A 22004-nucleotide genomic window follows, 5' to 3' on the forward strand; every position below is an offset into this window, starting at 1 on the left:
TTGCGTCTCCCGTCATGCCGTCGCAAGTGCCAGTAGTGCGGCCTCGATGATGCGTTCGTATCCGGTGCAACGGCAGATGTTGCCTGTGAGAGCTGCACGAATGTCCTCGCGCGTGGCGTCGGGACGGGTGGACACGAGATGCGTCAGGCTCACCACCATGCCGGGAAAGCACATGCCGCATTGGACCGCATCGCAGGCCTCGAGCGCGGCCTGGATCGGGTTCAACCCGCCATTTGCGGCAAGGCCCTCAACAGTACGGATATCGCAACCGTTGGCGAGCGCAGCCGGCACCAGGCAGGATGGGGTGGGATCGCCGTCGATCAAGACCATGCAAGCGCCGCAAAAGCCCTCGCGACACACCGGCTTTGCGCCTGTCAGATGAAATTCCTCGCGCAGCACATCGACGAGAGGGGTCACGGGATCGGAAGTGGATGTGAGGTGATCGCCGTTGACGGTCAGGTCAATGCCCATGTTCATCCCCGACGGCTCCAGACCCAAGCGCGGCGACTGCACGGCGGACGAGGGCGGGGAGGACGCGCACCCGGTACCAGGCAGGCACGTCGGGACTGTCGCGCCCCGTAAATTCACCGGCCAGTTCGGCCGCCGCATCGGTCGCCTTCGCCGCGTTGAGCGGATGTCCGACAAGAGCATGCTCGAGGCGCTGCCATCGACGCGCGACCGGCTCGACCGAACCGACGGCGACACGCGCCGTCCGAACGTGACCGGCCTCGTCGAGGCTCACGGCCAGACTGACGATGGCGGTCGGATAGTCGCCGGCCTGTCGCAGAGGCAGGCGGGCGTGAACCGTCCTGCGACCTCGCCGGGGCACGATGATCCGGTGAAGCAATCGTCCCGGCGCCAGTGTCGATCTCATCGTCAGGAACCGTTCCAGGCTGGTTCGCTCCGGGCCGCCTCGGCTCGCGATCTCGACGTCGGCATCGAGGCAGAGCAACGCGGGCACGCAATCGGCCGCAGCGAATGCCGTCGTTGCGAGGTTGCCGCCAATGGTCGCCATTGTGCGGATAGCCGGATTGGCGGAGCGGCTGGCTGCGGCCGTGAGCACGTCGAACTCCGCAAGTTCCGCCAGCGTTGCGGCCAGCGCGGCGTGCGTGACCGCGGCGCCGACCTCGACCGCATCGGCATCGACCTTGATCGCGCGGAGCTCCGGAATTTTCCCGATTGCGACGTAAAGGGACTTGAGTGGCTCGTGCCGGATTGGAGCGCGCATGATCCAGGTGCCCCCAGCGAAGGGCGCGGCCGCGGCGCCGCCTTCGTCGAGGGCATCGAGCGCGGCCGGCAGAGATGGTGCGATGTAGACGGACCTCGAAGCGGGTGCCTGCATGGCGTCGGAGCTCTCGGTTTGGTCGGTCAGCCTGCGCTCCATTTCGCCACTGAGCGCCGCTCGAACACCTCGCGGAACTGACTTGTGGATTTTGGAAGAAGCGCTCCGGTGCCCCAGTCGAGGATCACGGCATGCTGCCGGATCACGTCGAGCACGCTGATCGCACCGCTGCGATAATTTTCCGCCACGACCTCGGGATCGAGCCGCACTTTGGCGACACGCTCGGCCCTGATTTTGGCGCGAAGTGCCGCGGTGGCGGCCGTGTCGACCTCGTATTCGCAAAGCTCCGCGTCAATCGTGCGCACGACAACGCCGTAATCCTTCGCGGCGCGCTCGACCGAGACATAGTCGTCCTTGATGTCCTCGACCACAAGGGCCGGGTCGCGCTCGAGCGGATCGCCGAACCCGCCGCCGCCCGCTGTCGGGCGCGAGAAGATATCGCCTTCGCCGATCGGAACATCCGAGAAGATCGAGCCGAGCCGTTCTTCGCCCTGGCCGCCGGCGCGCATCAACGTCAGGCCGTGCGGCATGGATGGCAGACCCCCTTCAATGCCCCACACCACGGCGCGCTCGCGGTCGCAGATGTAGGAAATCACGGTCTTCTCCGCCTGCAGCATGCGCGAGGTCTTCACGACGCCGGCGCCGCCGCGCCATTTGCCGGGACCAGGCGAGTCCTTGAGGATTTCGCATTCCGTGGTCAGGATCGGATTGGCGCGTTCCTGGCCTTCGACGGGTTGCGACATCAGGCCGGTACCGAAGCAAGCCGTCGTGACATTGCTGCCATCCTTGCCGTTGCGTCCGCCCCAGCCGCCGGGCAGCCAGTCATAGAACATGAAGATGGGCTTGTCGGAGCTGCGGGCGTCGAGCCCGCCGGTGAGCAGATATTCGAGATTGAACGCACAGGCGAGCGCGCGCTCCGGCATCAGCTTCGACCACATCTCGTAGATCGAGTTCATGATCTTCTCGAACGGCATCAGGAAGCCGGTAACTGCGATCGGCCATTTTGCATCGATGATCGAGCCTTCCGGCGCGATGATCTCAAAGCAGCGGTAGAATCCGGAATTGAGCGGAAGATCCGGGAAGAAGGTTTTCATGCCGGCCGCGACGGCTGAGAAGGTGGTGCCGAAGGCCGAGTTGTAGATCGAGCCGATGGTCGGGTGGCTGCCGGTGAAGTCGTAGATGGCGCGGTCGCCCTTGATCGTCAGCTTGATACGGATCGGGATCATGCCCTCGCCGCCGGCTGGATCGCGGTCGATGAAGTCGACCGTCTCCCATTCGCCATCGGGCAGCGCCGCGATGCGCTGCCGCACCGAGCGTTCGACATAGTCCTGTACGGCAGCAAGGCCGGTCTCGACGGTGTCGCGACCATATTTGTTAACGAGACGCAGGATCTCGCGCGCGCAGACCTGTGTGGCCTGGGACTGCGCCTGGATGTCGCCGATGATCGACGCTGGATCTCGGGTGTTGGAGGCGACCAGATGCGCAACGTCCTTGCAGAAGCGCCCTCTGTCGAACAGGCGGACCGGCGTGATGCGCAGGCCTTCGCGGAACATTTCGCGTGCGGCGACGTCGAACGATCCCGGCACGCTGCCGCCAACATCCGACCAATGCCCGTTCGACTGGCTGAAGGCGATAATCTTGCCGTCGGCGAAGATGGGTCGGATCAGGCGCACATCCGGGAAGTGTGTGCCACCGGCATAGGGGTCGTTGATGGCGAAGACGTCACCCTCATGCATATCGTCGCCGAAAAAGCGCATGACGTCCTTGCAGGTGAAATGCAGCGTGCCGACATGGACGGCGATGTCCTGATTGCCCTGTGCGGCGCATTCGCCGTGGGCGTCATGCAGAGCACTTGAGAAATCGCGATTGTAGATGACGAAGGAGTAGCAGGTCCGAAGGACCTGCTCGCCCATCTGGTCGACGCTGGTGATGAAGGAATTCTTCAGCACTTCGAAGGTCACGGGGTCGAGCGGGAGATCTCCGGCCATGGGTTCACTCCTTCACGCGGATGATGATGTTGAGATATTTGTCGACCTCGGCGCTTGCACCCGGCGGCACGACAGTCGTCGCGTCGACCTGTTCGACGATCGCGGGCCCTTGAAAGGAGAAGCCGCAGGGCAGGTCGTCGCGCTCGTAGACGGGCGTGTCCAACCCGTTGCCTTCGAACCATACCCTGCGGCGACCAACCGGCTCAGGGATCGCACCGGTCGGTTCGTGGACGGCGAACTCCGCCTTGGGGACGACGCCCACCGCCTTCAGATTGAGACGAAAGAAGCTGACCGGGGCGCTGTCGCGGCGGAAGTTGTATTCACGCTGGTGCTCGGAATGGAAGCTCTGGACGAGGTCGGCGATCGCCCCGATGGGGCTCGGCGCATGGACCGCGAGCGACCGCCACTGGCCCCGATACATCATGTCGATCGAGCGCTGGAGCACGATATCCTGTGATGCGATACCTTCGTGGGTGAGCCGGGCGAGTGCTTCCTCCTCAAGCGCCGCGAACCGCGCCTCGATGTCGGCCGCATCAGCCTCGTCGGCGCCGACCATGCAGCTCTGCGAGAAATCGTGCTGCATATCGACCAGGAGACAGCCGAGCGCGGAAGTTACGCCGGGATTGGGCGGCACAATAACGACGGGGATCGCAAGCTCCCGGGCAATATCGACCCCGTGCAGGGCACCGGCGCCGCCAAAGGCCACGAGGGCGAAGTCGCGCGGATCGTAGCCGCGGCTGATCGAGATCAACCGTACGGCATCCGACATGTTGGCATTGGCGACCTTGACGATCGCGTCCGCGGCCTCGTGCAATCCGAGACCGAACGGCTTTGCAACGCCGTCTTCGACGGCCTGACGTGCCAGCGCGGGGGCGAGCTGCACCTTGCCACCGGCGAGATTGCTGCCGAGCCGGCCCAGCGTGACGTTAGCGTCCGTATTGGTCGGCTGCGTATTGCCGTTGCCGTAACAGGCGGGGCCCGGAAAGGCGCCGGCCGATTGCGGGCCGTTGCGCAGCGAGCCGGCCGAGTCGGTCCATGCCAGCGATCCACCACCGGCACCGATGGTGAGGACCTCGATGGACGCAAAGCGGATCGGATAGCCGAACTCGATATGCCAGTCCTTTGTGATGCGCGACTGCCCTTCGTAGGCCAGCGAGACGTCAGTGGAGGTGCCCCCCATGTCGAGGCCGATCGAGTTGGGATAGCCGCAGAGGCCGGCGATGTAGCGGCTGGCGATGGCGCCGGCGGCAATCCCGGAGCCGGCGAGGCGCGCGGCAAAATCCCTGACACTGGCCGGCGTCATGACGCCGCCACCGGTGTGCAGCAACAGCAGATCACGGGTATAGCCCTCATTGGCGAGACGCTCGCCGAGCCGGCTTGTGTAGCTGACCACGACCGGGCTCACGACGGCGTTGGCGACCGTCGTGGAAAACCGCTCGTGCTCGAAGATTTCGGGCAGCACCTGCGATGAGATCGAGACAGGAATGTCGGGCACTTCCTCCAGGAGGATCTCCCGCATGGCGCGTTCATTCGCTCCGTTGAGATAGGCGTTCATGAAGCAGACGGCGATCGCAGCAACGTTGCGGCGCTTGAGAATACGCGCGACCTCGCGCGCGGCCTCGACATCGAGCGGCTCAACCACGAGTCCACCGGCGTCAACGCGTTCCGGCACGGTCAGCCGGTCGCGTCGCGGGACGTAAGGTTTCACGACGTCCTTGTAGGTATCCCAGAGGTCTTCCTTGTTGGCGCGCCGGATCTCGATGACGTCGCGAAACCCCTTGGTCGTGACCACCGCGGTGCGGGGCAGGCGGCGCGTGATGAGCGCGTTGGTTGCAACGGTGGTACCGTGGGAAAAGAGCGCCACCTCCGAAAGATCGATTCCTGCCTTGGACACGCCGCCCATGATCCCCTCGATGGGATCGGGGGTCGACGACGTCTTTTCGATGCGGATGAGGCCGGTTGCCTCGTCCATGATGCAGATATCGGTAAACGTGCCGCCGACGTCGACGGCTACACGAAGGTTCTGCACCATGCGACTTCCTCATTGAATTGCGATCGCCGATCATAGGCAGATCGGGGTCGGCAATTCTTGACGCTGAGCGCAGGAAGATTTGTGCGAGAGAGCACCAACGACCGCCGCACCGGCGCCGACTGCCTAAAGCCAGGTCAGGTGCGCCAACGGGCCTTCAGGGAAGGGCGGTGCGCGCCGCAGCGCGAGCCTCGCTCGGGGTGCAGCCGAACCGGCTGCGGTAGTTCCGACTGAACTGCGCCTGGTCGCCGAAGCCCCATTGATAGGCGATTTCGGAGATGGTCTTGCGGCAGCCGGGATCGCGCAGCATGGCGTCGGACATCGACAGGCGCTGGTTCCGGATATAGGCGCAAACAGTGATACCCTCTCCCTCAAAAACCTGATGCAAATATCTGAGGGAGATGCCACAGCCGTCCGCGATCATTTGCGGCGTGAGCCGCATGTCGTCGAGATGCGTGCGAATGAACTGCTCGCAGCGATGGAGATGGCCGCTGCGAACGGACGAGGAATGACCCGTCAGCACGCGATCGTCCGATTCGATCACCATCGCCAGCAGATCGATGAGATGCTTGCCCATCATGGCCCTGGCCGCCTCGTCCATGTCCGCGATGCGTTCGCCGGCAAGTCGCAGCGTGTCGACGAAAAGCGCACCTACGCTGCGCTTGGCGTCGAATTGCAGCGTCGCAAGGCGTTCGGGACGGGATATGCGGGCGCGAAGGACGGCGCTCGGGATCTTCAGCACCCAGAGCGATGTCGGATCATCATGGCTGAATTCATAGGGCAGATGGCTTCGCTCGATCACGAATGCGCCGGGCCGGCACCGGACATCCTTGCCGTCCTGCTCAAACCGGATTTCGGCCAGCTCCGGGACCGTGATGAGGAAGCATTCTTCACGCTCGTTGACGAGGTGCCGTTCGCGGCGCCTGTACATCAAGCCATTCGAGACATTGCGGGATATTGAGAGCGGACCCATGGACCAGGCACCCAGGCTGGCGTGGAAGGTGCGACCGCCGGGAAACACAAGATCGAGCGGGAAATAAGTCTTGGAGACGACATCCTGCCAGAAATGCCGTCGATCTTGCGCGGGAATATCGCCGGTCGCATAAGTGGCCTGCATGCCGCACTCCGTCGCTGTCGTCAGCCGTTGGGTCTTGCGCTCTTTCGCGCCGGCCGTCCTGATCGCCAAGCTAGGCGAGGGCGGCCTGACGGCGTCAAATCGAAATAGGCGGTGGCCGATATCTCAAATTTCGATGGCCTCGTCCGATCGTTGTCGGTGGTCGGGGCCGACGGGGGGACGTGCCGGACCGACGCCCGCCACGGCAAAGCGCATGAAGTCGCGATACGCCTTCGCGGCCTCGGAAAACTGGGTGTCACGGCGCCAGGCCAGTCCGACGTCCATGCTGGGCACCTCGTTCTCGATGACGCGCGTTTCGATCCGCTGGCCCTCGAGCGACCAGGGCCGGTAGACGAGATCGGACAGGATGGTAATGCCCATTCCGCCGGCAACCATGGACCGAACGGCTTCGACGGAGGAGGTGCGGAAGATCGTTTTGGGTTCGAGCGACAGCGCGTTCCAATATCGCATCGACGTGTGCTTGGCTTCGTCGACGGTGAGCATGACGTAAGGGTAGGTTGCGATTTCAGCGAGATGGACCCGCTCGGCCCGTGTCAGCGGATGATCGGGAGCCAGCCACAGCCGGCGTGGCGACCGCAACAACGTCTCGCTCGCCAGCATGGCGTTGTTGTGCAGGTTCGAGACCAGCATGACTGCGAGATCGAGCGCTCCGTCGACGACCGCGCGTTCGAGCACGTCGCGCGGCGCCTCGAACAGTTCGACCGTGATCCCGGGAAAGCTGGCCTGGAAACGCATCTGATGGCGCGGCAGAAAATAGCCCGAAACAGTGTAGGTGACGCCGATGCGCACCGTTCCGAACAGCGGGCCCGCGGATATATGTGTCCCGCGGACGGCCTCGGCGACCGAAGCCAGGATCTGGCGTCCCTGCGACAGGAACCGGCTGCCCTCCATCGTGACGGTGACGCCGGTCGGTGTGCGTTCCAGCAGCCGAGCGCAGACGATGGCTTCAAGCTGCTGGATCGCGGCCGTGACCGCGGATTGCGAGACATTCAGGTCGATGGCCGCTTGGCTGATACGTCCAGTTTCGGCGGCGGCGACGAAATAGCGGATTTGTTTCAGAGAAACGGACATCGCGGTCGATCCGATATTTTGACTTTGCTTAACTCACGAGCGGTTGGCGCTGCTTGTCAGCGCGACAGGTTTCAATGCAACTCTCGTGCCCACCTGACGGGTAGGCAATGGGGGAACAATTTTACTGGAACAGCAGGCGGTCAGAACGACCAAGCGCCGTAGCATCGGCGTTTGGCAGTTAAGATGAAGCAAGATACCGCCCGACCGTTGCCGCGGAAGCGGCAAGGCGGTCAGGGCAAAGCGCTGCGAAGCTTGCTCAGCAGTTCGGCCCGGCTCTTGCGCGCCCCAAGAGCCTCATCCATCCCAACCTTGACGAATTTCACCGGTGTGTTGGGCTGTAGTTGGCCGATCAAATCCATGTCCGCTGCGATGACCGTGCCGACCATGAAATAGCCGCCGCCCGAGACCGCGTCACGATGCAGCACGATCGGTTCGGTGCCGCCCGGGACCTGGATCGATCCGTAGGGGTAGCAGGCATCGGTAATGTTGGACGGATCCGAACCTGCCCCGAAGGGCGGCTCGCGCGGCACGAATTCGAGCGGCTTGCCGCCCTTGAAGCGGTAGCCGATCCGATCGGCTTCCGGCGCGACCTTCCAGGTGTCTCCGAAAAACCCAATGCCAGCCATCTCCGTGATGCGATGCCAGTAAAGCCCGGGCATCACGCGCAGTTCCGTCGGCATTCCCGCCGGCAGGCCACGCAGCTCCTTCGCGACGGTGCGGCCGTCCTTGACGGACGCGCTGGCCTTGCCGATAGGAAGTTCGTCACCGGCCTCGAGCTTCCGGCCCTTGAAGCCGCCGAGTGCGCCGAGCGCGTAGGTGGAACGCGAGCCCAGGACGAGCGGCACGTCGATGCCGCCAGCGATCGCGATATAGCCGCGCGCGCCCTGCTTGAGGAAATCGAAGGACAGCTTCTGGCCGCGCTTCACCTTGAAGCTCGTCCAGGTCTCTCGCGGTTCGCCATCGAGCTTTGGCGGCAGCTCGGCGCCCGTGATTGCGACCAACGCGTCATCGGTGAATTCGAGCTCCGGCCCCATAAACACGGCCTCGAGGACGGCGGCGCCTTGCTCGTTGCCGACGAGCAGGTTTGCAGCGGCAAGCGCGTGACGATCCATGCCGCCGGAGAGCGGGATGCCGATGTGATAGTAGCCGGGACGCCCGAGGTCCTGCACGGTTGTGGCAAGTCCGGGCTTCAGGACTTTAATGGCCATGGAGAACCCCCTCGAGCTTGCGATTATAGGCGTCGATGTCGTTGTTGAATTCGGTCAGCGAGAATGAGACGTCGCGGATGATTGGCGCGAAACGGCCCGCATCGACATCGGCCACGGCCGCGTCATAGGCCGGTCGATCAATCGGCTTCCATTTCACGATGTCGCCCGGCCTGAACAGGCACATGAAGTCGCGCAGATAGCTGATCTTCTGGTTGGGATCGTAGATCGGCATCGGCGTGATGCCGAACATCTGGTAGCCGCCGGCGCCGCGTACCGAATAGATGCAGCTGAAGCATCCGCCGTGCCCGACCGTGAGTTTCGGTGTGTCCGTGCGCGGGCGCAGATATTTCGGCGCCTGGATCTGCCGCTGGCGTTCCACCATCTGGTAGAGGAACGGCAGGCCTGCGACGAAGCCGACCATGGAGACGAACCATGGCGCGCTGGAATGCGCCTTGATGAAGGCGTCGACTCCATCGAGCCCGTTGATGCGCGCGGCATATTCGAGATCGGTGCCGTTCGGATCCTGATGGCGCTCGCGGAAGCGCATCAAGGTCTCATGCGTCCAGGGATCATTGTAGAGCACCGGGATTTCGATGATCCGCGTCTTGATGACGGGAGCGGATTTCTCGGATGCCGAATCCAGCTTTTTCAGCTCGGCAAGCAGATCGTCGGGCTTGATCTGATCCGGATCGAACTTGACCTGATAGGATGCGTTGGCCGGGCAGATCTCGGTCACGCCTTTGATCTTGGCGTCGCGCACCGCATTGGTGATGAAGAGGCCTTTGAAGAAGGCCTCCAGTGACATGGACTCAGCGACCTCGGCGAAGATGTGCTCGTCGCCGCCGTAGGAAAATCGGGTTTGCATGACTAGCGGCCTCCTGTTGCTGGCGGGGCGGGGTCTTCGGTCATTGCGCGACCCTGGTGGTGGATGACGGCGCTGCTGTGGTGAGCGAGGCGGCATGCGTTTCCAGCCATGGCTCGAGCCAGGCAGTATGAAAGCGCGCGGCCTGGACGTCGGGATCGCGGGCGAGCGCCTGATGCAGCGGCTTTGTCGTCGCCAGGCCCTCGACGCGGAGCTCCGCGAGCGCTCGATCGAGTCGCCGGATCGCGCTCGCTCTGTCCTTGTCGTGCACAATCAGCTTGCCGAGCATGCTGTCGTAGAACGGCGGTACGGTGTAGCCCTGATAGAGCATGCTATCGAAGCGCACGCCGTCTCCCTCGGGTACGCTGAGCCCGCTGATTGTGCCGGGGCATGGGAGGAATCCCTTCGCGGGGTCCTCGGCGTTGATGCGGACCTCGATCGAATGACCGCGGACGCGAACCTGATCCTGGCTGATGCGCAGCGGCTCGCCGCCGGCAATCCGGATCATTTCGCCAACGAGGTCGATGCCGGTGACCATTTCCGTCACGGGATGCTCGACCTGAATGCGCGTGTTCATCTCCAGAAAGTAGAATTCGTGGCTGCGGTCGTCATAGAGATATTCCAGCGTTCCGGCGCCGCGATAGTCGACGGCCTTGGCGAGCGCGACCGCCGACGAACACAGTCTGTCGCGAACGGCCGGCGTCAGCGAAGGCGAGGGGGCTTCCTCCCAGACCTTCTGACGGCGCCGTTGCAGCGAACACTCGCGTTCGAAACAATGGATGACGTCGCGCCCGTCGCCGAGGATTTGCACCTCGATGTGCCGCGCGCCTTCGATCAGCTTCTCGACGTAGAGCCCGCCATCGCCGAAAGCCGCGAGTGCTTCCGCCTGCGCCTGCGGCATCAGATGATGGAATTCCTCGGCCGAACGCGCGATGCGGATGCCACGTCCGCCGCCGCCGGCCGCAGCCTTGATCATCACCGGGAAGCCGGTCGTTTCCACCAGTGCGAAGGCTGCAGCGGCAGACTCCAGGCGTCCGGCGCTGCCGGGCACGGTCGGCACGCCAGCCGCAGCCGCAGCTTCCCGGGCCGCGACCTTGTCGCCCATCAGCCGGATCGATTGCGCCGTCGGGCCGACAAAGATCAGCCCTGCCGCCTCGACGGCGGCCGCGAACTCGGCGTTCTCGGCCAGGAAGCCATAGCCCGGATGGATCGCGTCGGCGCCGGTCGCTTGGGCGGCGGCGAGGATCGTCGCCTGGTTGAGATAGGACTTTGAAGCCTGCGGCGGACCGATCTCGATCGACTCGTCGGCCAGCCTGACGGCAAGCGAGTCCTTGTCGGCCTTGCTGTAGACTTGGACGGTCGCAATGCCGAGCTCGCGCGCCGCACGAATGATGCGGACGGCGATCTCTCCGCGATTGGCGATGAGGAGCTTTTGGATCGTCATGGCCGGCCTGGTGGTCTCAAACATCAATCTCGGCAATTGGCTGTCCTGCCATCACGGCTTCCTCGTTCTCGGCCAGGAAACGCAGGATCTTGCCCGCTGCGCCGGCCTTCACCTCGTTGAAGGATTTCATCACCTCGATCAGGCCGATCGTGTCGTTCTCCGCGATCGTGTCTCCGTCCGACTTGTAGTCGGGCTTGTCGGGTGCGGGCTTGCGGTAGAATATGCCGGGTAGCGGCGAGAATATCTGCTGTGTTGCCATGGAGTGCTCCTGAAAGATCGGCTGTTTCCGGCCCCGCCTCACCGAGCGGCGAGATAGGGGCGGACGGCCTCGCGAACGGCGTGCGCGATCGCGACGGCATTGGGCGTGTCCGAGTGGATGCAGATCGAGTCGGCTCCGACCAGGACGTCGTTGCCGGCCACTGATCGGGTCTTGCCCTCGTTCACGGCGCGCGTGCAACGTGACGCCGCATCGGCCGGATCCTTGGGCTCGTGCTCGCGCGTGATGATGAGGCTGCCGTCGGCATTGTAGTCTAGGTCGGCGTAATATTCGGCGACGAAGGTGTGGCCGCGGCGCTCGTAGACCATCTGATGCAGCGTGCCTTTCATGCCGAGCAGCGGCACCTTGTAGACATCGGCGGCATCCGCGACGGCCTCGGCGATGTTCTCGTTGCGCGCGGCCATGCCGTAGAGGGCGCCATGCGGTTTGATGTGATTGAGCGGCATGCCTTCGGCATCGAGGAATGCCTTGAGCGCACCAATCTGATACAGCAGGCAGTTCGTCAACTCCTCGCGGTCGATCTTCATCTCCCGTCGTCCGAAACCCTGCAAGTCTGGCAGTGACGGATGGGCGCCGACCTTGACGCCGAACTGTTTGGCGAGCTGCACCGTCTTGCGCATGTGGTTGAAGTCGGATGCGTGAAAGCCGCAAGCCACGTTGGCGACATCGATATGGGGCATCAGCGCCTTGTCGTCACCCATCTTGTAGAGGCCATAGGCCTCGCCCATGTCGCAATTGATCACGACCATTCTCCTGTTTCCTCTCAACGGCTTGCATTCGACCAAGGCACAAGGCCGCCCGCAGATGCGACATTGACCGCGGGCGGCGTACTGCCAGCTTACTTCGACACCAGATAATCGACCGGGATCTTCTCCGAGATGGTCCACTGATCGACCATCTTGGGCTTGCCACCCTCGGTGTCGATGATCAGGTAGCGGCCCTGGTTCTGGTGGTGGATGTCCTTGTTGAAGGTGCGCGGCCCGAACAGAGTGGCCTCGTTGTTCATCTTTTCAAGCTCGGCGACCACAGCCGGGGCGTCTGTGGTCTTGGCACGCTCGACCGCCTTGGCCCAGACCTCGATCAGGACATAGCCGGGATAGACATACTGGCTCGATGGGTCGCCGCCGGTGACATCCTTGTACTTCTTGTTGAACTCGTTGACCTTCGGATTGGGATCGTCACCGTAGATCGAGCCCTGCACCGGAACGTAGAAGTTCGACAGATCGGGAATGGCATTCAGCCAGTAGCTGCCGTCCATGCTCGAGCCGTTGAGGATCATCGACTTGATGCCGGCCGCCCGGATCTGCTTGATGGCCGACACCGCGCCCGGCATCATCGTGCAGACCATGATGGCGTCGGGTTCCTTTGGCAGGCTCTTGATACGCGTGATCTGGGACGCGATCGAAGCATCATCGTTCTTGAATGTGTCGCTTCCGGCCAGCGTCGCGTCCTTCAGCTTCGGCATCATCCAGTCGAAGCCGTCGCAGATGCCCTTGTTGTAGACGGTCCAGCTGTCGAGCAGCCGGTAGAAGCTGCGGGCATTCTTCTTGTTGTAGGCCCATTCCGCCATGGTTGCACCCTGCACGGCAGCCAGCACAGAGCCGGAGAACGAGTAGGGGCCGACGCCGGGGATGCCGGCCTTGATCGATTCCGCGCAGAGGAAGAACGAGACCTTGCCGGCCGCTTGCGCCTGGAGGGCCGCCGGCGCGCCGAAATCGTAATCGCAGGAAACGACCACCAGATCTGCGCCCTGGTCGAGCACCGCGAGACCGGCCTTGGCACCTTCAGCCTGATCGGTCTTGGTGTCGGCGAAAACGGCCTTGATCTTCTTGCCGAGCAAGCCGCCCGCTTTGTTGATTTCATCGATGCGGATCATGGCCGCATCTTGTGCCGGCTTGTCGTAGGCTTGCATGAAGCCTGAAGCCGCGGTTGCAAATCCGACGACGATCTCGTCGGCCGCTTTGGCCGGTGTGAACCAGAGCGCGGACAACCCAGTCAGGACACCCAATATTCCCGCAAGACGCATAACTATTCCTCCAGTTGTGTAGTGAAACTCAGTTCAGCTCCTTCACCGCCGTCGGCGCGGGGCGTGACCATCGTCCCAGCACCGGCCATCCGCGCCAGGAGAACTCCCGGTTGCGGGTGAGGCCGGTCGGCAGGTACATCAGGATGACGATGGTGATGATGCCGATCGCGATCTCCTGAGCTCCGTTCGGCAATGCCACCTTGAGTGCTCCGAGGCTGACGCCCTTCTCGAGGTTGCGGAACAACTCGATCAGTACCGAGATCGCGACCACGCCGGTGACCGCCCCGCTAAGGCTGTACATGCCGCCGACGACCAGCATCGACAGGGTGATGAAGGTCGTCCGCAGATAAAACGCGCCAGGGTTGACGATGCTCAGGAAGTGCGCGTAGAGCGCGCCGGCGATGCCGATGATGAAAGCGCTGACGACGAATGCGGTCAGCCGTTCGCGGACGATGTCGATGCCGGAGGCGCTGGCCGCGATGGATTCGTCGCGTGTGGCGCGAAGCGCGAGTCCCGAGCGGGAAGTCGCGTAGAGATATGCGATCACGATCGCAATCGCTGCGCCTAGCCAGCCGATCCACACGTTCATGGTCGGCGGTATGCCGACGATCGAACCTTGTCCACCCGTGACCGAATCCCAGTTCGAATAGACGTTGTTGACGACGCCGAGCAGTCCGAAGGTCGCGATGGAAGCTGCAATTCCGGACAGACGCATGATGACGCGCCCGACGACGAGCGCGAAAAGGGCGGCGAACACGCCCGAGATGGGGGTCGCCACCCACATCGGCAATTGCGTATGCAGCAGCCACGTCGGCAGCCCCTTGAGCGTGATCGACTTCATCACCGGCGGAATGGCAAGCCATGCGGTCATGTACGCGCCAATGCACATGAAGCTGATGTGTCCAAACGACAGCAGACCCGAATTTCCGACAAACACGTAGAGGCCGACGACAACCATGATGTTGATGAACATCTCGACGGCCGTCCGGTTGAACGCGCGGCTGCCGAACTGATAGGTCAGGGCGGCCATGAGGAGCAGCACGACGATCAGGACGATCGGCGTCAGGATTGTTTGCCGGATGACCGACGGCCGCTTTGACATCGATCAGACCCTCTGCTTGGCGGATTTCGGCGCAAACAGGCCTTGCGGCCGGACCAGCAGGACCACGATGACCGCGCCATAGACGAAGGCGTCGCGGAAGACGCGGGCGTCATGCGGCAAAGTTGCCTGGAAGACGACGCTGGCGGCGCCAATGATGAAGCCGCCGGCGACCGCACCGGGCACGCTGCCGAGACCGCCGATCACGGTGGCGATGAAGGCGATCAGCATGACGTTGGCGCCCATGTTGATGTCGGCGGTGCCGGAGATGGTGGCCAGGATCAATCCGATCGCCGCGGCCAGCATGCCGCTGATGGCAAAGGCCAGCAGGATCACGCCGTTGGCGCGAACCCCGAGCATGCGTGCCATGGTGAAGTTCTCGGCCGCGGCGCGCATTTCCAGACCATAGCGCGTGCGCTTGAGAAACAGCACGAGCACCGCGAGTGCGGCTAGCGTGATGACGATGGTCACGACTTGCAGCATCGGGATGTGAGCGCCGAGAAAATCGACGGGCAGGCCGAGGCTGGGCCAAAGTGTGATCGATTTCGGGCGGCTCGAATAGAACATCAGCAGGACATGGCGGATGACGAAGCCGAGAGCGAACGAGGCGATCATCATCGTCGCCGGATTGGTGTTGCGGAAACGGCGGAACACGATGATCTCCGACAGGATCGACAGTGCTGCACCGATGATGAGCAGGAGAGGGATCAGGAGATAGAACGGCAGCAGGCCGACGAAAACGACCGCCGTCGCATCGATCGACGGCCACAACATCGCGAACACGCAGAAGGCTATGAAGTCGCCATGGGCGAAGTTGACGAGGCGCATGACGCCGAAGATCAGGGCAATACCCAGCGCGCCGAGAGCGTAGAGACTGCCGAGGCTCAGCGCGTCGAAGATGATCTGCAGCACCGCCGTCATTCTCAGTGGTCTCCGAAGCCGAAATAGGCCTGCTTCAGGCGTTCGTCCTTGATCAAGTCGGTCGCGGCGCCTTCGAGGACGATGCGTCCGCCGCGGATCAGGATCATGCGCCCGCCGGTCATCATGGCGCGCGTCGAGCTCTGCTCGACGATCAGCAGCGTCAGCTTGCGCTGCGCCCGCAGCCGCACGAGGATCTCGTAGACCTGATCGATGATCTTGGGTGCAAGTCCCAGAGAAGGCTCGTCGATGGCCATGATGCGCGGAGCGGTCATCAACGCGCGACCGATGACGAGCATCTGCTGCTGGCCGCCGGAGAGCATGCCAGCCGGGGTGTGACGGCGATCGGCCAGCATCGGGAACTCGGCGTAGACGGACTCCAGATCGCCGGCGATCTTGTGCCTGTCGGCTCGCATGCCGACGCCGACCTTCAGATTTTCCTCGATGCTCAGTGCCCCGAAGACGTTGCGTCCTTCCGGCACCAGCGAAAATCCCCGCCGGGCGATGTTCTCCGGCGGGGCGCCGGTCACTTTCGCACCATCCATGGTGATGGAGCCGGATCCCGCCGGCACGACGCCGGCGATCGCGTTCAGCAGCGTCGATTTTCCCGCGCCGTTGGGGCCTGTCACGAACAGGACTTCACCCTCGGCGATCCTCAGCGTGACGCCGCGCAAGGCCGTCAGGCGCCCGTAGCTTACGGTGAGGTCGTCGACGGCGAGCAGGGTCATGATGCAGCGCCCATCTCGGTCGCGAGCGCCGGAATCACTTCGTCGCGCTGCGTGCCCATATAGGCGTGCCGGACCGCGTCGCTGTCGCGGATCTGCGCAGGAACCCCGACTTCGATGATCTCGCCGGAATCGAGCACGAAGATGCGCTCGCAGAGTTCGAGCACGAGGCCAATGTTGTGTTCGATCAGCAGCACACCGACGCCGAGCTCTCCGGCGATCCGCCTGATGATGAAGGCCAGATCGTGGCTTTCATGCTCGGACATGCCGGCCGCGGGCTCGTCCAGCAGCAAATAGCGCGGCGCACACATGATGGCGCGGCCGATAGCGACGCGGCGCTCGTCGGTGTAGGGCAGGGCGCCTGCGATCGTGCTGCGGAGGTGCGAGATGCCAAGCCAGGTCATCACCCGCTCTGCCTCCGCGATCGCTTCGCGCCGCGTTTGGCCGAGACCGACGCCCGTGACTTCGAGATTGTCCACGACCGGCAGGTCGCGGAAAAGTCGGCCGGACTGAAACGTGCGCGCGACGCCCTTGCGTCGGAGCTTGTGGGCCGCGATGCCGTTGAGTATCTCGCCTTCCAGCTCGATGGTGCCGGTGCCGACCGGCTGGAACCCCGTCAGCACGTTGATAAGTGTCGTCTTCCCGGCGCCGTTGGGGCCGATCAGTCCGGTGATGCGTCCCCGCGGTACCGAGAGCGTAACTTTGGAAAGCGCTTTCAAGCCTTCGAATTGGACGCTGACGTCGCGAGCGCCCAATTCCAAGCCACTGGAAGTCATCTCAACGCCTTCTCACTCGCCGCTAATCACGAGCGGAAGTTTTGCGTTGCGGGAGGCGCTTGTAAAATTCGAAATATCGTTCGCGGATATCGGAAATTCTGATGACGCTGACGTTGCGGGAATATTTCGTGGTCGGGCAGCGCGAATCGTCGCGCTCCGGAGCCGCGGAGCAGCAAGACTGAAGCGAGGGAAAACTGGCGCGAACGCCCTGGCCGCCGCGCGGCTTCGGCGGCTCCTCGCCAGCGGCTCACGAACTCGCGGCCATCGCGGTCGGCAACGTCATCTCGCCAAAGTCTTGCAGCCTCGCCGACTCCTCGGGGGGCGCACGCCGTGCGGCATTCCTCACGGCGCCAGATTCATCACAGCGCGAAGTGATGTGCGATGGTGAAAGCTGCCGTCGCGCACAGGACCAGCGTGGAAACCGCGCCGGCGACGCCGCGCGCGAGATGGGCTCGCGTCAGATGCCTGGTCATGATCTTGCTCCATGCTCAGCATGGAAATGGCGGGACTGCGCGTTGGTTCCTTCGCCAGCGCTGAATCGCCGTGCCCGGCTACTTCCGCAGCAATTCCCGCAACGCTGCTGTCGCCTCGGCGCAGCGGATGTCGTCGATCTCCCGCGACAGGCTGAGCGCGCTCGATTTCAGCTCGTCGATCTTCCAGCTCTCGGGATGTTGGCTCTCAAGCTGGCTGAGGCGCTTGTTCAGATCATCCAGTTTCGATTGAAGCTGCCCGATGCTGACGGCCCCGTTCACGTTCCAAACGCGTTGTGCACGCATCGTCGTTCCCCTGACTTGTCTCACGGCGTTGTGAGCAGGGTTCGTGGCCGCAATGGGCGTTTCTTTTGGCCGGTGTTAGATCATCGGGAACCGTTGCAGATCGGCAACGAAAGTTCCTGAATACCTTCGCCCGGTGGCTCATTCTCGATAACCTGCGCCCGGAAGGCGCAGAACCTGCATGGGCGCAGGTAGGCCCGACCAGTTCGGGAAACGAAAGAGGGACAATTCGTGGCGAGATTTGTGACTGTCGCTGCCGGCCAGTTGGGTCCGATTGCGAGAACCGAGACGAGAACGGACGTCGTGGCGCGGCTGATGGCGCTGATGCGCCAGGCACACGCCAATGGCTGCGACCTGATCGTCTATCCCGAGCTTGCGCTGACCACGTTCTTTCCGCGCTGGTACTTCGAGGATCAGGCCGAGATCGACCGCTTTTTCGAGCGCGACATGCCGGGGCCGGAGACGCAAGCGCTGTTCGACCTCGCCCGCGAGAGCGGCATCGGATTTTATCTCGGTTATGCCGAGCTGACGATCGAAGCGGGTGTCGTGCACCGCTACAACACATCGGTCCTGGTCGACAAGAGCGGCACCATCGTCGCGAAATACCGCAAGGTGCATCTGCCCGGCCATGCCGAGCATGAGCCCTGGCGCAAATTCCAGCATCTGGAGAAGCGCTATTTCGAGCCGGGCTCCGGTTTCGGCGTCGTCGATGCGTTCGGCGGGTCGATGGGAATGGCCATCTGCAACGACCGCCGCTGGAGCGAGACCTATCGGGTGATGGGCCTGCAGGGCGTCGAGATGGTGATGATCGGCTACAATACGCCGGTGCATAATCCACCGGCGCCGGAGCATGACGATCTCTCGCTGTTCCACAATCATCTGGTGATGCAGGCAGGCGCTTATCAAAACGGCACGTTCGTGGTCGGCGTCGCCAAGGCCGGTGTCGAGGAAGGCGTCGACCATATCGGCGGCAGCTGCATCATCGCGCCGTCGGGCGAGATCATCGCGCGCTGCACGACCAAGGGCGACGAGCTCGCGCTTGCGCGCTGCGATCTCGATCTCTGCCATTCCTACCAGCGCACCACGTTCAATTTCGACATTCACCGCCAGCCGCAGGCCTACGGGATGATCGTCGAGCGGAAGGGCGTGAACCTGATGGCGGACGGCACGCCGGTGCGGCCGAAGGCGTAGTTCGCGTGTTGCGTTGCCAATTTGTCTCCTCATCGTCGTCCTGGCTTCGCCAGGACGACACCGTGGTTGTGGTTGTCAGCCTTGACCCCCAGGCAATCACAACCAGGTGTCTTTATTTGGGAACATTCATTCCCTAATATACCGCAATGCAAAAAGTCGCCCGAAAATCCGAGCCGTCTGCTCACTCCTCCGGTCGCCCCCGGGAGTTCGACATGGATACGGCGCTGGACGGTGCCATCAGGGTGTTTTGCGAGCGCGGCTATCATGCCACCTCGATCGGAGACCTCACGGCGGCGATGCGGCTGGCCACCGGGAGCGTCTACAAGGCGTTTCGCGACAAGCATGCGGTCTTCCTTGGCGCCTTCGGGCGCTACACCGCGGTGCGCGTGGAGCAGACCCGCCGCGCGGCCGCGCGCGGCGCCAATGGCCGCGAGCGGGTGCGCCACGTCCTGTTGTCCTATGTCGAGCACTCGCAAGGCGCAGAGGGGCGCCGCGGCTGCATGGTGGTCGGCAGTGCGGTCGAACTGTCGGCGGTCGACCCGGAGATGCGCGCGCGCGTCACCGCGCAGCTCAAGACCAACGAGGCCTTCATCGCCGGCCTCATTCGCGAAGGGCAGGCCGATGGGTCGATCCCCGGTCACGTCGATGCCGATGACACCGCGCGGCTGATGATCTGCATGACGCAGGGCCTGCGCGTCGTCGGCAAGGCGCGCCTGCCGCTCGACGGCGAGCGCCTGGCCGGCGTCGCGATGAAGCTGCTCGCCTGAAGCTATGTCAAATTAGGAAATGAACGTTTCCTATATATGGAAACGATGACCTGTCGGAGAGTTCGGAATGACGATGAATGCCACCATCGACGCTGCGCCGGAGACGGATGCGGTGTCGCAACGACTGACCTTCGTACTGGCCGCGGCCTGTGGCATGGTCGCGGCCAACATCTATTATGCCCAGCCGCTGATCGCCCCGATCAGCGCTGCGCTCGGCCTGTCGCACGCCGCCGCCGGCCTCATCGTGACGATGACGCAGATCGGCTACGGCACGGGACTGCTGTTCATCGTGCCGCTCGGCGATCTCGTCGAGAACCGCACGCTGATCTGCACCGTCATCGCGCTCGGCGCAGCGTCACTGCTCGCAGCGGCGTTCGCGACCCATGCGCTACCGTTCCTGATCGCCGCGCTGTTCATCGGGGTCGGCTCGGTCGCGGTGCAGATCATCATTCCCTACGCCGCCCATCTGGCGCCGGAAGCCATTCGCGGCCGCGTCGTCGGCAACGTCTCGACCGGCTTGATGCTCGGCATCATGCTGGCGCGCCCGGTCTCGAGCTTCATCACCGCGGCGCTGTCCTGGCATGCGGTGTTCTTCTGCTCGGCGGCGTTGATGATCGCCCTCATCGTCGTGCTCCGCATCACGCTGCCGAGACGCAAGCCGGTGGCGCGCATGCATTACGGCACGCTGCTGCTGTCGATGCCGCATCTGGTGCGCACCACGCCGCTGCTGCGGCGCCGCGCGCTCTATCAGGCCGGCCTGTTCGGCGCATTCACGCTGTTCTGGACGGTGGTGCCGCTGCAGCTCGCCAGCCAGTTCGGCTTCACCCAGAGCGGCATCGCACTGTTCGCGCTCGCCGGCGTCTCCGGCGTGTTCTCCGCGCCGATCGCGGGCCGGCTCGCCGACAGCGGCCATAGCCGCATCGCGACGATCGCGGCGATGCTATTCGTCGCCCTCGGCTTTCTGGCGACGTATGTCGGCGCGGCCGGATCGATGCTCAACCTGGCCGGTCTCGTCGTGGCGGCGATCGCCATCGATTTCGGCGTGCAGGGCAATGTCGTTCTGGGTTTCCGCGCCATCTTCGTGCTCGGTCACGAGCATCGCAGCCGGCTCAACGGGCTCTATATGGCGACGTTCTTTGCGGCCGGCGCTGCCGGATCCGCGATTGGCGCCTGGGCGTTCGCGCAAGGCGGCTGGACGCTGGCCTCGGCCATTGGCCTTGCGCTGCCGGTTGCCAGCCTGCTCTACGCTGCGACCGAATAGCGGTACGATTGTGCGGCATCGCCGTTGACCAAGCCTCTGACGGAGCGGCCCCGGTGGTGTAATTTCCACCTCGCGATTCCTCTGCTGCTGTAGTACTTTGACCGCAAGCGGCCTGGTTAACGGCGGCAGGGGAGGCCCTATGAGGCGTGCGGGACTGTATGGCGTACCGCGAGTACGGCCATGGTCGTGGCAGGCATTTCTGCTCGGATTTATCGTCGTCGCAGCATCGGCTGCGCTGCAAGGCGTCTGCGTCGCGCTCGGCGCCAAGCTCTATTTCGCGGCGTTCCTGCCCAGCCTGTTCGTGCTCGCCGTCGTGGCGGGCGCACCGGCGGGCGTATTCGCTGCGCTGCTCACCATTCCGCTGGTGTGGTGGGCGTTCATGCCACCGTTTTTCGAATTCATGCCGCTGTCGAGTGCGAATGCGGATTCCATCAACCTGTTCTGCCTGGTCGCCGTGCTCCTGATCGGCCTCGGCGATCTCTGCCGTGCGAGCCTGACGATCATCAGCCGCGGCGGGTTGAAGTCGGCGGGCGAAAGCGGCGCGGCAACGAACTCGCAATAATGCGTGCCGCGCAGGGCGCACGTTGCGCCTGCGCAACAGTCCGGCAACCATTCGCGCGCTTGCTTTGCGCCGCTAACTTTTCGAAAAAGATTTGGCCGCAATTTCTCCCGCGGGAATACGAGGGAGTTTTCGTCATGAACGGACACGCCATTTTCGAGAATGTGCGCCGCTACCGCGGCATCGCATCGCTCTATCGCCAGACCGCGGCGTTTCGGCCGAGCCAGCGCTGGTCGCTGCTTGAGCAGGCCAGCGAGTGGGAAGCCCGCGCATTGTCGGAGCTGGAAGCCTATTTCGCCGCGCGCGCGGACTACGCCGCGCCGCTCGCCGCGTAAGCGTTAACCATCAGATGCGAACGTCAGCGAAGACATCGCTGACGTTGTCTGCCCGGGTTCCGGCGATCTGCCCGCAAGCGGGCCGTGGCAACTACGGAGTTACCCCGGCGCGCTCGTGTGCTAGCACCATGCCCCAACCTTCCTCACGACGGCCGGGGCGCGCGATGACCACCTTCAATCGCATCTTCACGACAGAGCGTCTGCTTCAGATCATCCTG

22 protein-coding genes are annotated in these 22004 nt (G+C 63.6%); 5 read left to right on the forward strand and 17 right to left on the reverse strand.

Features of this window, described 5'->3' with window-relative positions; genetic code table 11:
• Positions 1–12: 12 nt before the first annotated feature.
• The 17 genes from G8O24_RS14230 to G8O24_RS14310 all read right to left on the reverse strand — a co-directional run bounded on the left by G8O24_RS14230 (position 13) and on the right by G8O24_RS14310 (position 17676).
• Positions 13–477, reverse strand: coding sequence for a (2Fe-2S)-binding protein (locus tag G8O24_RS14230; protein WP_376708104.1), 465 nt, complete (start codon positions 475–477; stop codon positions 13–15).
• Positions 461–1342 carry an FAD binding domain-containing protein gene (locus G8O24_RS14235; RefSeq protein WP_188100205.1) on the reverse strand — a complete coding sequence of 294 codons (882 nt, stop codon included), beginning with the start codon at positions 1340–1342 and terminating at the stop codon, positions 461–463. The genes G8O24_RS14230 and G8O24_RS14235 overlap by 17 nt, the downstream gene beginning before the upstream one ends.
• A 26-nt stretch (positions 1343–1368) precedes the next feature.
• The gene (locus G8O24_RS14240) at positions 1369–3330 is read right to left on the reverse strand and encodes a hydantoinase B/oxoprolinase family protein (RefSeq protein WP_188100207.1); all 1962 of its coding nucleotides are present in this window, start codon (positions 3328–3330) and stop codon (positions 1369–1371) included.
• A gap of 4 nt (positions 3331–3334) precedes the next feature.
• On the reverse strand, positions 3335–5359 hold the full coding sequence (locus G8O24_RS14245; RefSeq protein WP_188100384.1) for a hydantoinase/oxoprolinase family protein: 2025 nt from the start codon (positions 5357–5359) through the stop codon (positions 3335–3337).
• A 157-nt stretch (positions 5360–5516) separates the two neighbouring features.
• Entirely contained in the window at positions 5517–6476 is a 960-nt protein-coding gene (locus tag G8O24_RS14250) for an AraC-like ligand-binding domain-containing protein (protein ID WP_188100209.1), read from the reverse strand.
• 123 nt (positions 6477–6599) lie between these two features.
• A complete protein-coding gene (locus tag G8O24_RS14255) occupies positions 6600–7565 on the reverse strand; it encodes a LysR family transcriptional regulator (protein WP_188100211.1) in 966 nt (321 codons plus the stop codon).
• A 230-nt stretch (positions 7566–7795) separates the two neighbouring features.
• On the reverse strand, positions 7796–8773 hold the full coding sequence (locus G8O24_RS14260; RefSeq protein ID WP_188100213.1) for a 5-oxoprolinase subunit C family protein: 978 nt from the start codon (positions 8771–8773) through the stop codon (positions 7796–7798).
• Entirely contained in the window at positions 8763–9638 is an 876-nt protein-coding gene (locus G8O24_RS14265) for a 5-oxoprolinase subunit B family protein (protein ID WP_188100214.1), read from the reverse strand. The genes G8O24_RS14260 and G8O24_RS14265 overlap by 11 nt, the downstream gene beginning before the upstream one ends.
• A gap of 40 nt (positions 9639–9678) precedes the next feature.
• Complete coding sequence (locus G8O24_RS14270) at positions 9679–11079, reverse strand: acetyl-CoA carboxylase biotin carboxylase subunit (RefSeq protein ID WP_188100216.1); 1401 nt, start codon at positions 11077–11079, stop codon at positions 9679–9681.
• Between the two features lie 16 nt (positions 11080–11095).
• Entirely contained in the window at positions 11096–11338 is a 243-nt protein-coding gene (locus G8O24_RS14275) for an acetyl-CoA carboxylase (RefSeq protein ID WP_188100217.1), read from the reverse strand.
• Between the two features lie 38 nt (positions 11339–11376).
• Positions 11377–12105, reverse strand: coding sequence for a LamB/YcsF family protein (locus G8O24_RS14280; RefSeq protein ID WP_188100218.1), 729 nt, complete (start codon positions 12103–12105; stop codon positions 11377–11379).
• 89 nt (positions 12106–12194) lie between these two features.
• Positions 12195–13382, reverse strand: coding sequence for an ABC transporter substrate-binding protein (locus G8O24_RS14285; protein WP_188100219.1), 1188 nt, complete (start codon positions 13380–13382; stop codon positions 12195–12197).
• Between the two features lie 28 nt (positions 13383–13410).
• Complete coding sequence (locus G8O24_RS14290) at positions 13411–14484, reverse strand: branched-chain amino acid ABC transporter permease (protein WP_188100220.1); 1074 nt, start codon at positions 14482–14484, stop codon at positions 13411–13413.
• 3 nt (positions 14485–14487) lie between these two features.
• On the reverse strand, positions 14488–15402 hold the full coding sequence (locus G8O24_RS14295; RefSeq protein WP_188100221.1) for a branched-chain amino acid ABC transporter permease: 915 nt from the start codon (positions 15400–15402) through the stop codon (positions 14488–14490).
• A 2-nt stretch (positions 15403–15404) separates the two neighbouring features.
• Positions 15405–16127, reverse strand: a complete 723-nt coding sequence (locus tag G8O24_RS14300) for an ABC transporter ATP-binding protein (RefSeq protein ID WP_188100222.1) — start codon at positions 16125–16127, stop codon at positions 15405–15407.
• Positions 16124–16900, reverse strand: coding sequence for an ABC transporter ATP-binding protein (locus G8O24_RS14305; RefSeq protein WP_188100224.1), 777 nt, complete (start codon positions 16898–16900; stop codon positions 16124–16126). The genes G8O24_RS14300 and G8O24_RS14305 overlap by 4 nt, the downstream gene beginning before the upstream one ends.
• Before the next feature lie 551 nt (positions 16901–17451).
• Entirely contained in the window at positions 17452–17676 is a 225-nt protein-coding gene (locus G8O24_RS14310; RefSeq protein ID WP_188100226.1) for a hypothetical protein, read from the reverse strand.
• Positions 17677–17904: 228 nt separating this feature from the next.
• On the opposite strand from G8O24_RS14310, the gene G8O24_RS14315 reads away from it, so the two are divergent.
• The 5 genes from G8O24_RS14315 (at position 17905) to G8O24_RS14335 (ending at position 21786) form a co-directional block, all read left to right on the forward strand.
• The gene (locus tag G8O24_RS14315) at positions 17905–18864 is read left to right on the forward strand and encodes an N-carbamoyl-D-amino-acid hydrolase (RefSeq protein ID WP_188100228.1); all 960 of its coding nucleotides are present in this window, start codon (positions 17905–17907) and stop codon (positions 18862–18864) included.
• A gap of 212 nt (positions 18865–19076) precedes the next feature.
• Positions 19077–19631 carry a TetR/AcrR family transcriptional regulator gene (locus tag G8O24_RS14320; protein WP_244645848.1) on the forward strand — a complete coding sequence of 185 codons (555 nt, stop codon included), beginning with the start codon at positions 19077–19079 and terminating at the stop codon, positions 19629–19631.
• A 67-nt stretch (positions 19632–19698) separates the two neighbouring features.
• Positions 19699–20892 carry an MFS transporter gene (locus G8O24_RS14325; RefSeq protein ID WP_188100232.1) on the forward strand — a complete coding sequence of 398 codons (1194 nt, stop codon included), beginning with the start codon at positions 19699–19701 and terminating at the stop codon, positions 20890–20892.
• Between the two features lie 139 nt (positions 20893–21031).
• Positions 21032–21454 (forward strand): DUF4118 domain-containing protein, encoded by a 423-nt coding sequence (locus G8O24_RS14330; protein ID WP_188100234.1) that lies wholly within the window; start codon positions 21032–21034, stop codon positions 21452–21454.
• Positions 21455–21588: 134 nt separating this feature from the next.
• Positions 21589–21786, forward strand: coding sequence for a hypothetical protein (locus tag G8O24_RS14335; protein WP_188100236.1), 198 nt, complete (start codon positions 21589–21591; stop codon positions 21784–21786).
• Positions 21787–22004 lie beyond the last annotated feature (218 nt).

It is taken from the genome of Bradyrhizobium campsiandrae (assembly GCF_014529705.1).
GTDB lineage: Bacteria > Pseudomonadota > Alphaproteobacteria > Rhizobiales > Xanthobacteraceae > Bradyrhizobium > Bradyrhizobium campsiandrae.

Bases quoted from the DNA above. Each gene is read 5' to 3' on its own strand.
- G8O24_RS14230 (WP_376708104.1), bottom strand. From the start codon at position 477: ATGAACATGGGCATTGACCTGACCGTCAACGGCGATCACCTCACATCC.
- G8O24_RS14235 (WP_188100205.1), bottom strand. From the start codon at position 1,342: ATGCAGGCACCCGCTTCGAGGTCCGTCTACATCGCACCATCTCTGCCG.
- G8O24_RS14240 (WP_188100207.1), bottom strand. From the start codon at position 3,330: ATGGCCGGAGATCTCCCGCTCGACCCCGTGACCTTCGAAGTGCTGAAG.
- G8O24_RS14250 (WP_188100209.1), bottom strand. From the start codon at position 6,476: ATGCAGGCCACTTATGCGACCGGCGATATTCCCGCGCAAGATCGACGG.
- G8O24_RS14255 (WP_188100211.1), bottom strand. From the start codon at position 7,565: ATGTCCGTTTCTCTGAAACAAATCCGCTATTTCGTCGCCGCCGCCGAA.
- G8O24_RS14260 (WP_188100213.1), bottom strand. From the start codon at position 8,773: ATGGCCATTAAAGTCCTGAAGCCCGGACTTGCCACAACCGTGCAGGAC.
- G8O24_RS14265 (WP_188100214.1), bottom strand. From the start codon at position 9,638: ATGCAAACCCGATTTTCCTACGGCGGCGACGAGCACATCTTCGCCGAG.
- G8O24_RS14270 (WP_188100216.1), bottom strand. From the start codon at position 11,079: ATGACGATCCAAAAGCTCCTCATCGCCAATCGCGGAGAGATCGCCGTC.
- G8O24_RS14275 (WP_188100217.1), bottom strand. From the start codon at position 11,338: ATGGCAACACAGCAGATATTCTCGCCGCTACCCGGCATATTCTACCGC.
- G8O24_RS14280 (WP_188100218.1), bottom strand. From the start codon at position 12,105: ATGGTCGTGATCAATTGCGACATGGGCGAGGCCTATGGCCTCTACAAG.
- G8O24_RS14285 (WP_188100219.1), bottom strand. From the start codon at position 13,382: ATGCGTCTTGCGGGAATATTGGGTGTCCTGACTGGGTTGTCCGCGCTC.
- G8O24_RS14290 (WP_188100220.1), bottom strand. From the start codon at position 14,484: ATGTCAAAGCGGCCGTCGGTCATCCGGCAAACAATCCTGACGCCGATC.
- G8O24_RS14295 (WP_188100221.1), bottom strand. From the start codon at position 15,402: ATGACGGCGGTGCTGCAGATCATCTTCGACGCGCTGAGCCTCGGCAGT.
- G8O24_RS14300 (WP_188100222.1), bottom strand. From the start codon at position 16,127: ATGACCCTGCTCGCCGTCGACGACCTCACCGTAAGCTACGGGCGCCTG.
- G8O24_RS14305 (WP_188100224.1), bottom strand. From the start codon at position 16,900: ATGACTTCCAGTGGCTTGGAATTGGGCGCTCGCGACGTCAGCGTCCAA.
- G8O24_RS14310 (WP_188100226.1), bottom strand. From the start codon at position 17,676: ATGCGTGCACAACGCGTTTGGAACGTGAACGGGGCCGTCAGCATCGGG.
- G8O24_RS14320 (WP_244645848.1), top strand. From the start codon at position 19,077: ATGGATACGGCGCTGGACGGTGCCATCAGGGTGTTTTGCGAGCGCGGC.
- G8O24_RS14325 (WP_188100232.1), top strand. From the start codon at position 19,699: ATGACGATGAATGCCACCATCGACGCTGCGCCGGAGACGGATGCGGTG.
- G8O24_RS14330 (WP_188100234.1), top strand. From the start codon at position 21,032: ATGAGGCGTGCGGGACTGTATGGCGTACCGCGAGTACGGCCATGGTCG.
- G8O24_RS14335 (WP_188100236.1), top strand. From the start codon at position 21,589: ATGAACGGACACGCCATTTTCGAGAATGTGCGCCGCTACCGCGGCATC.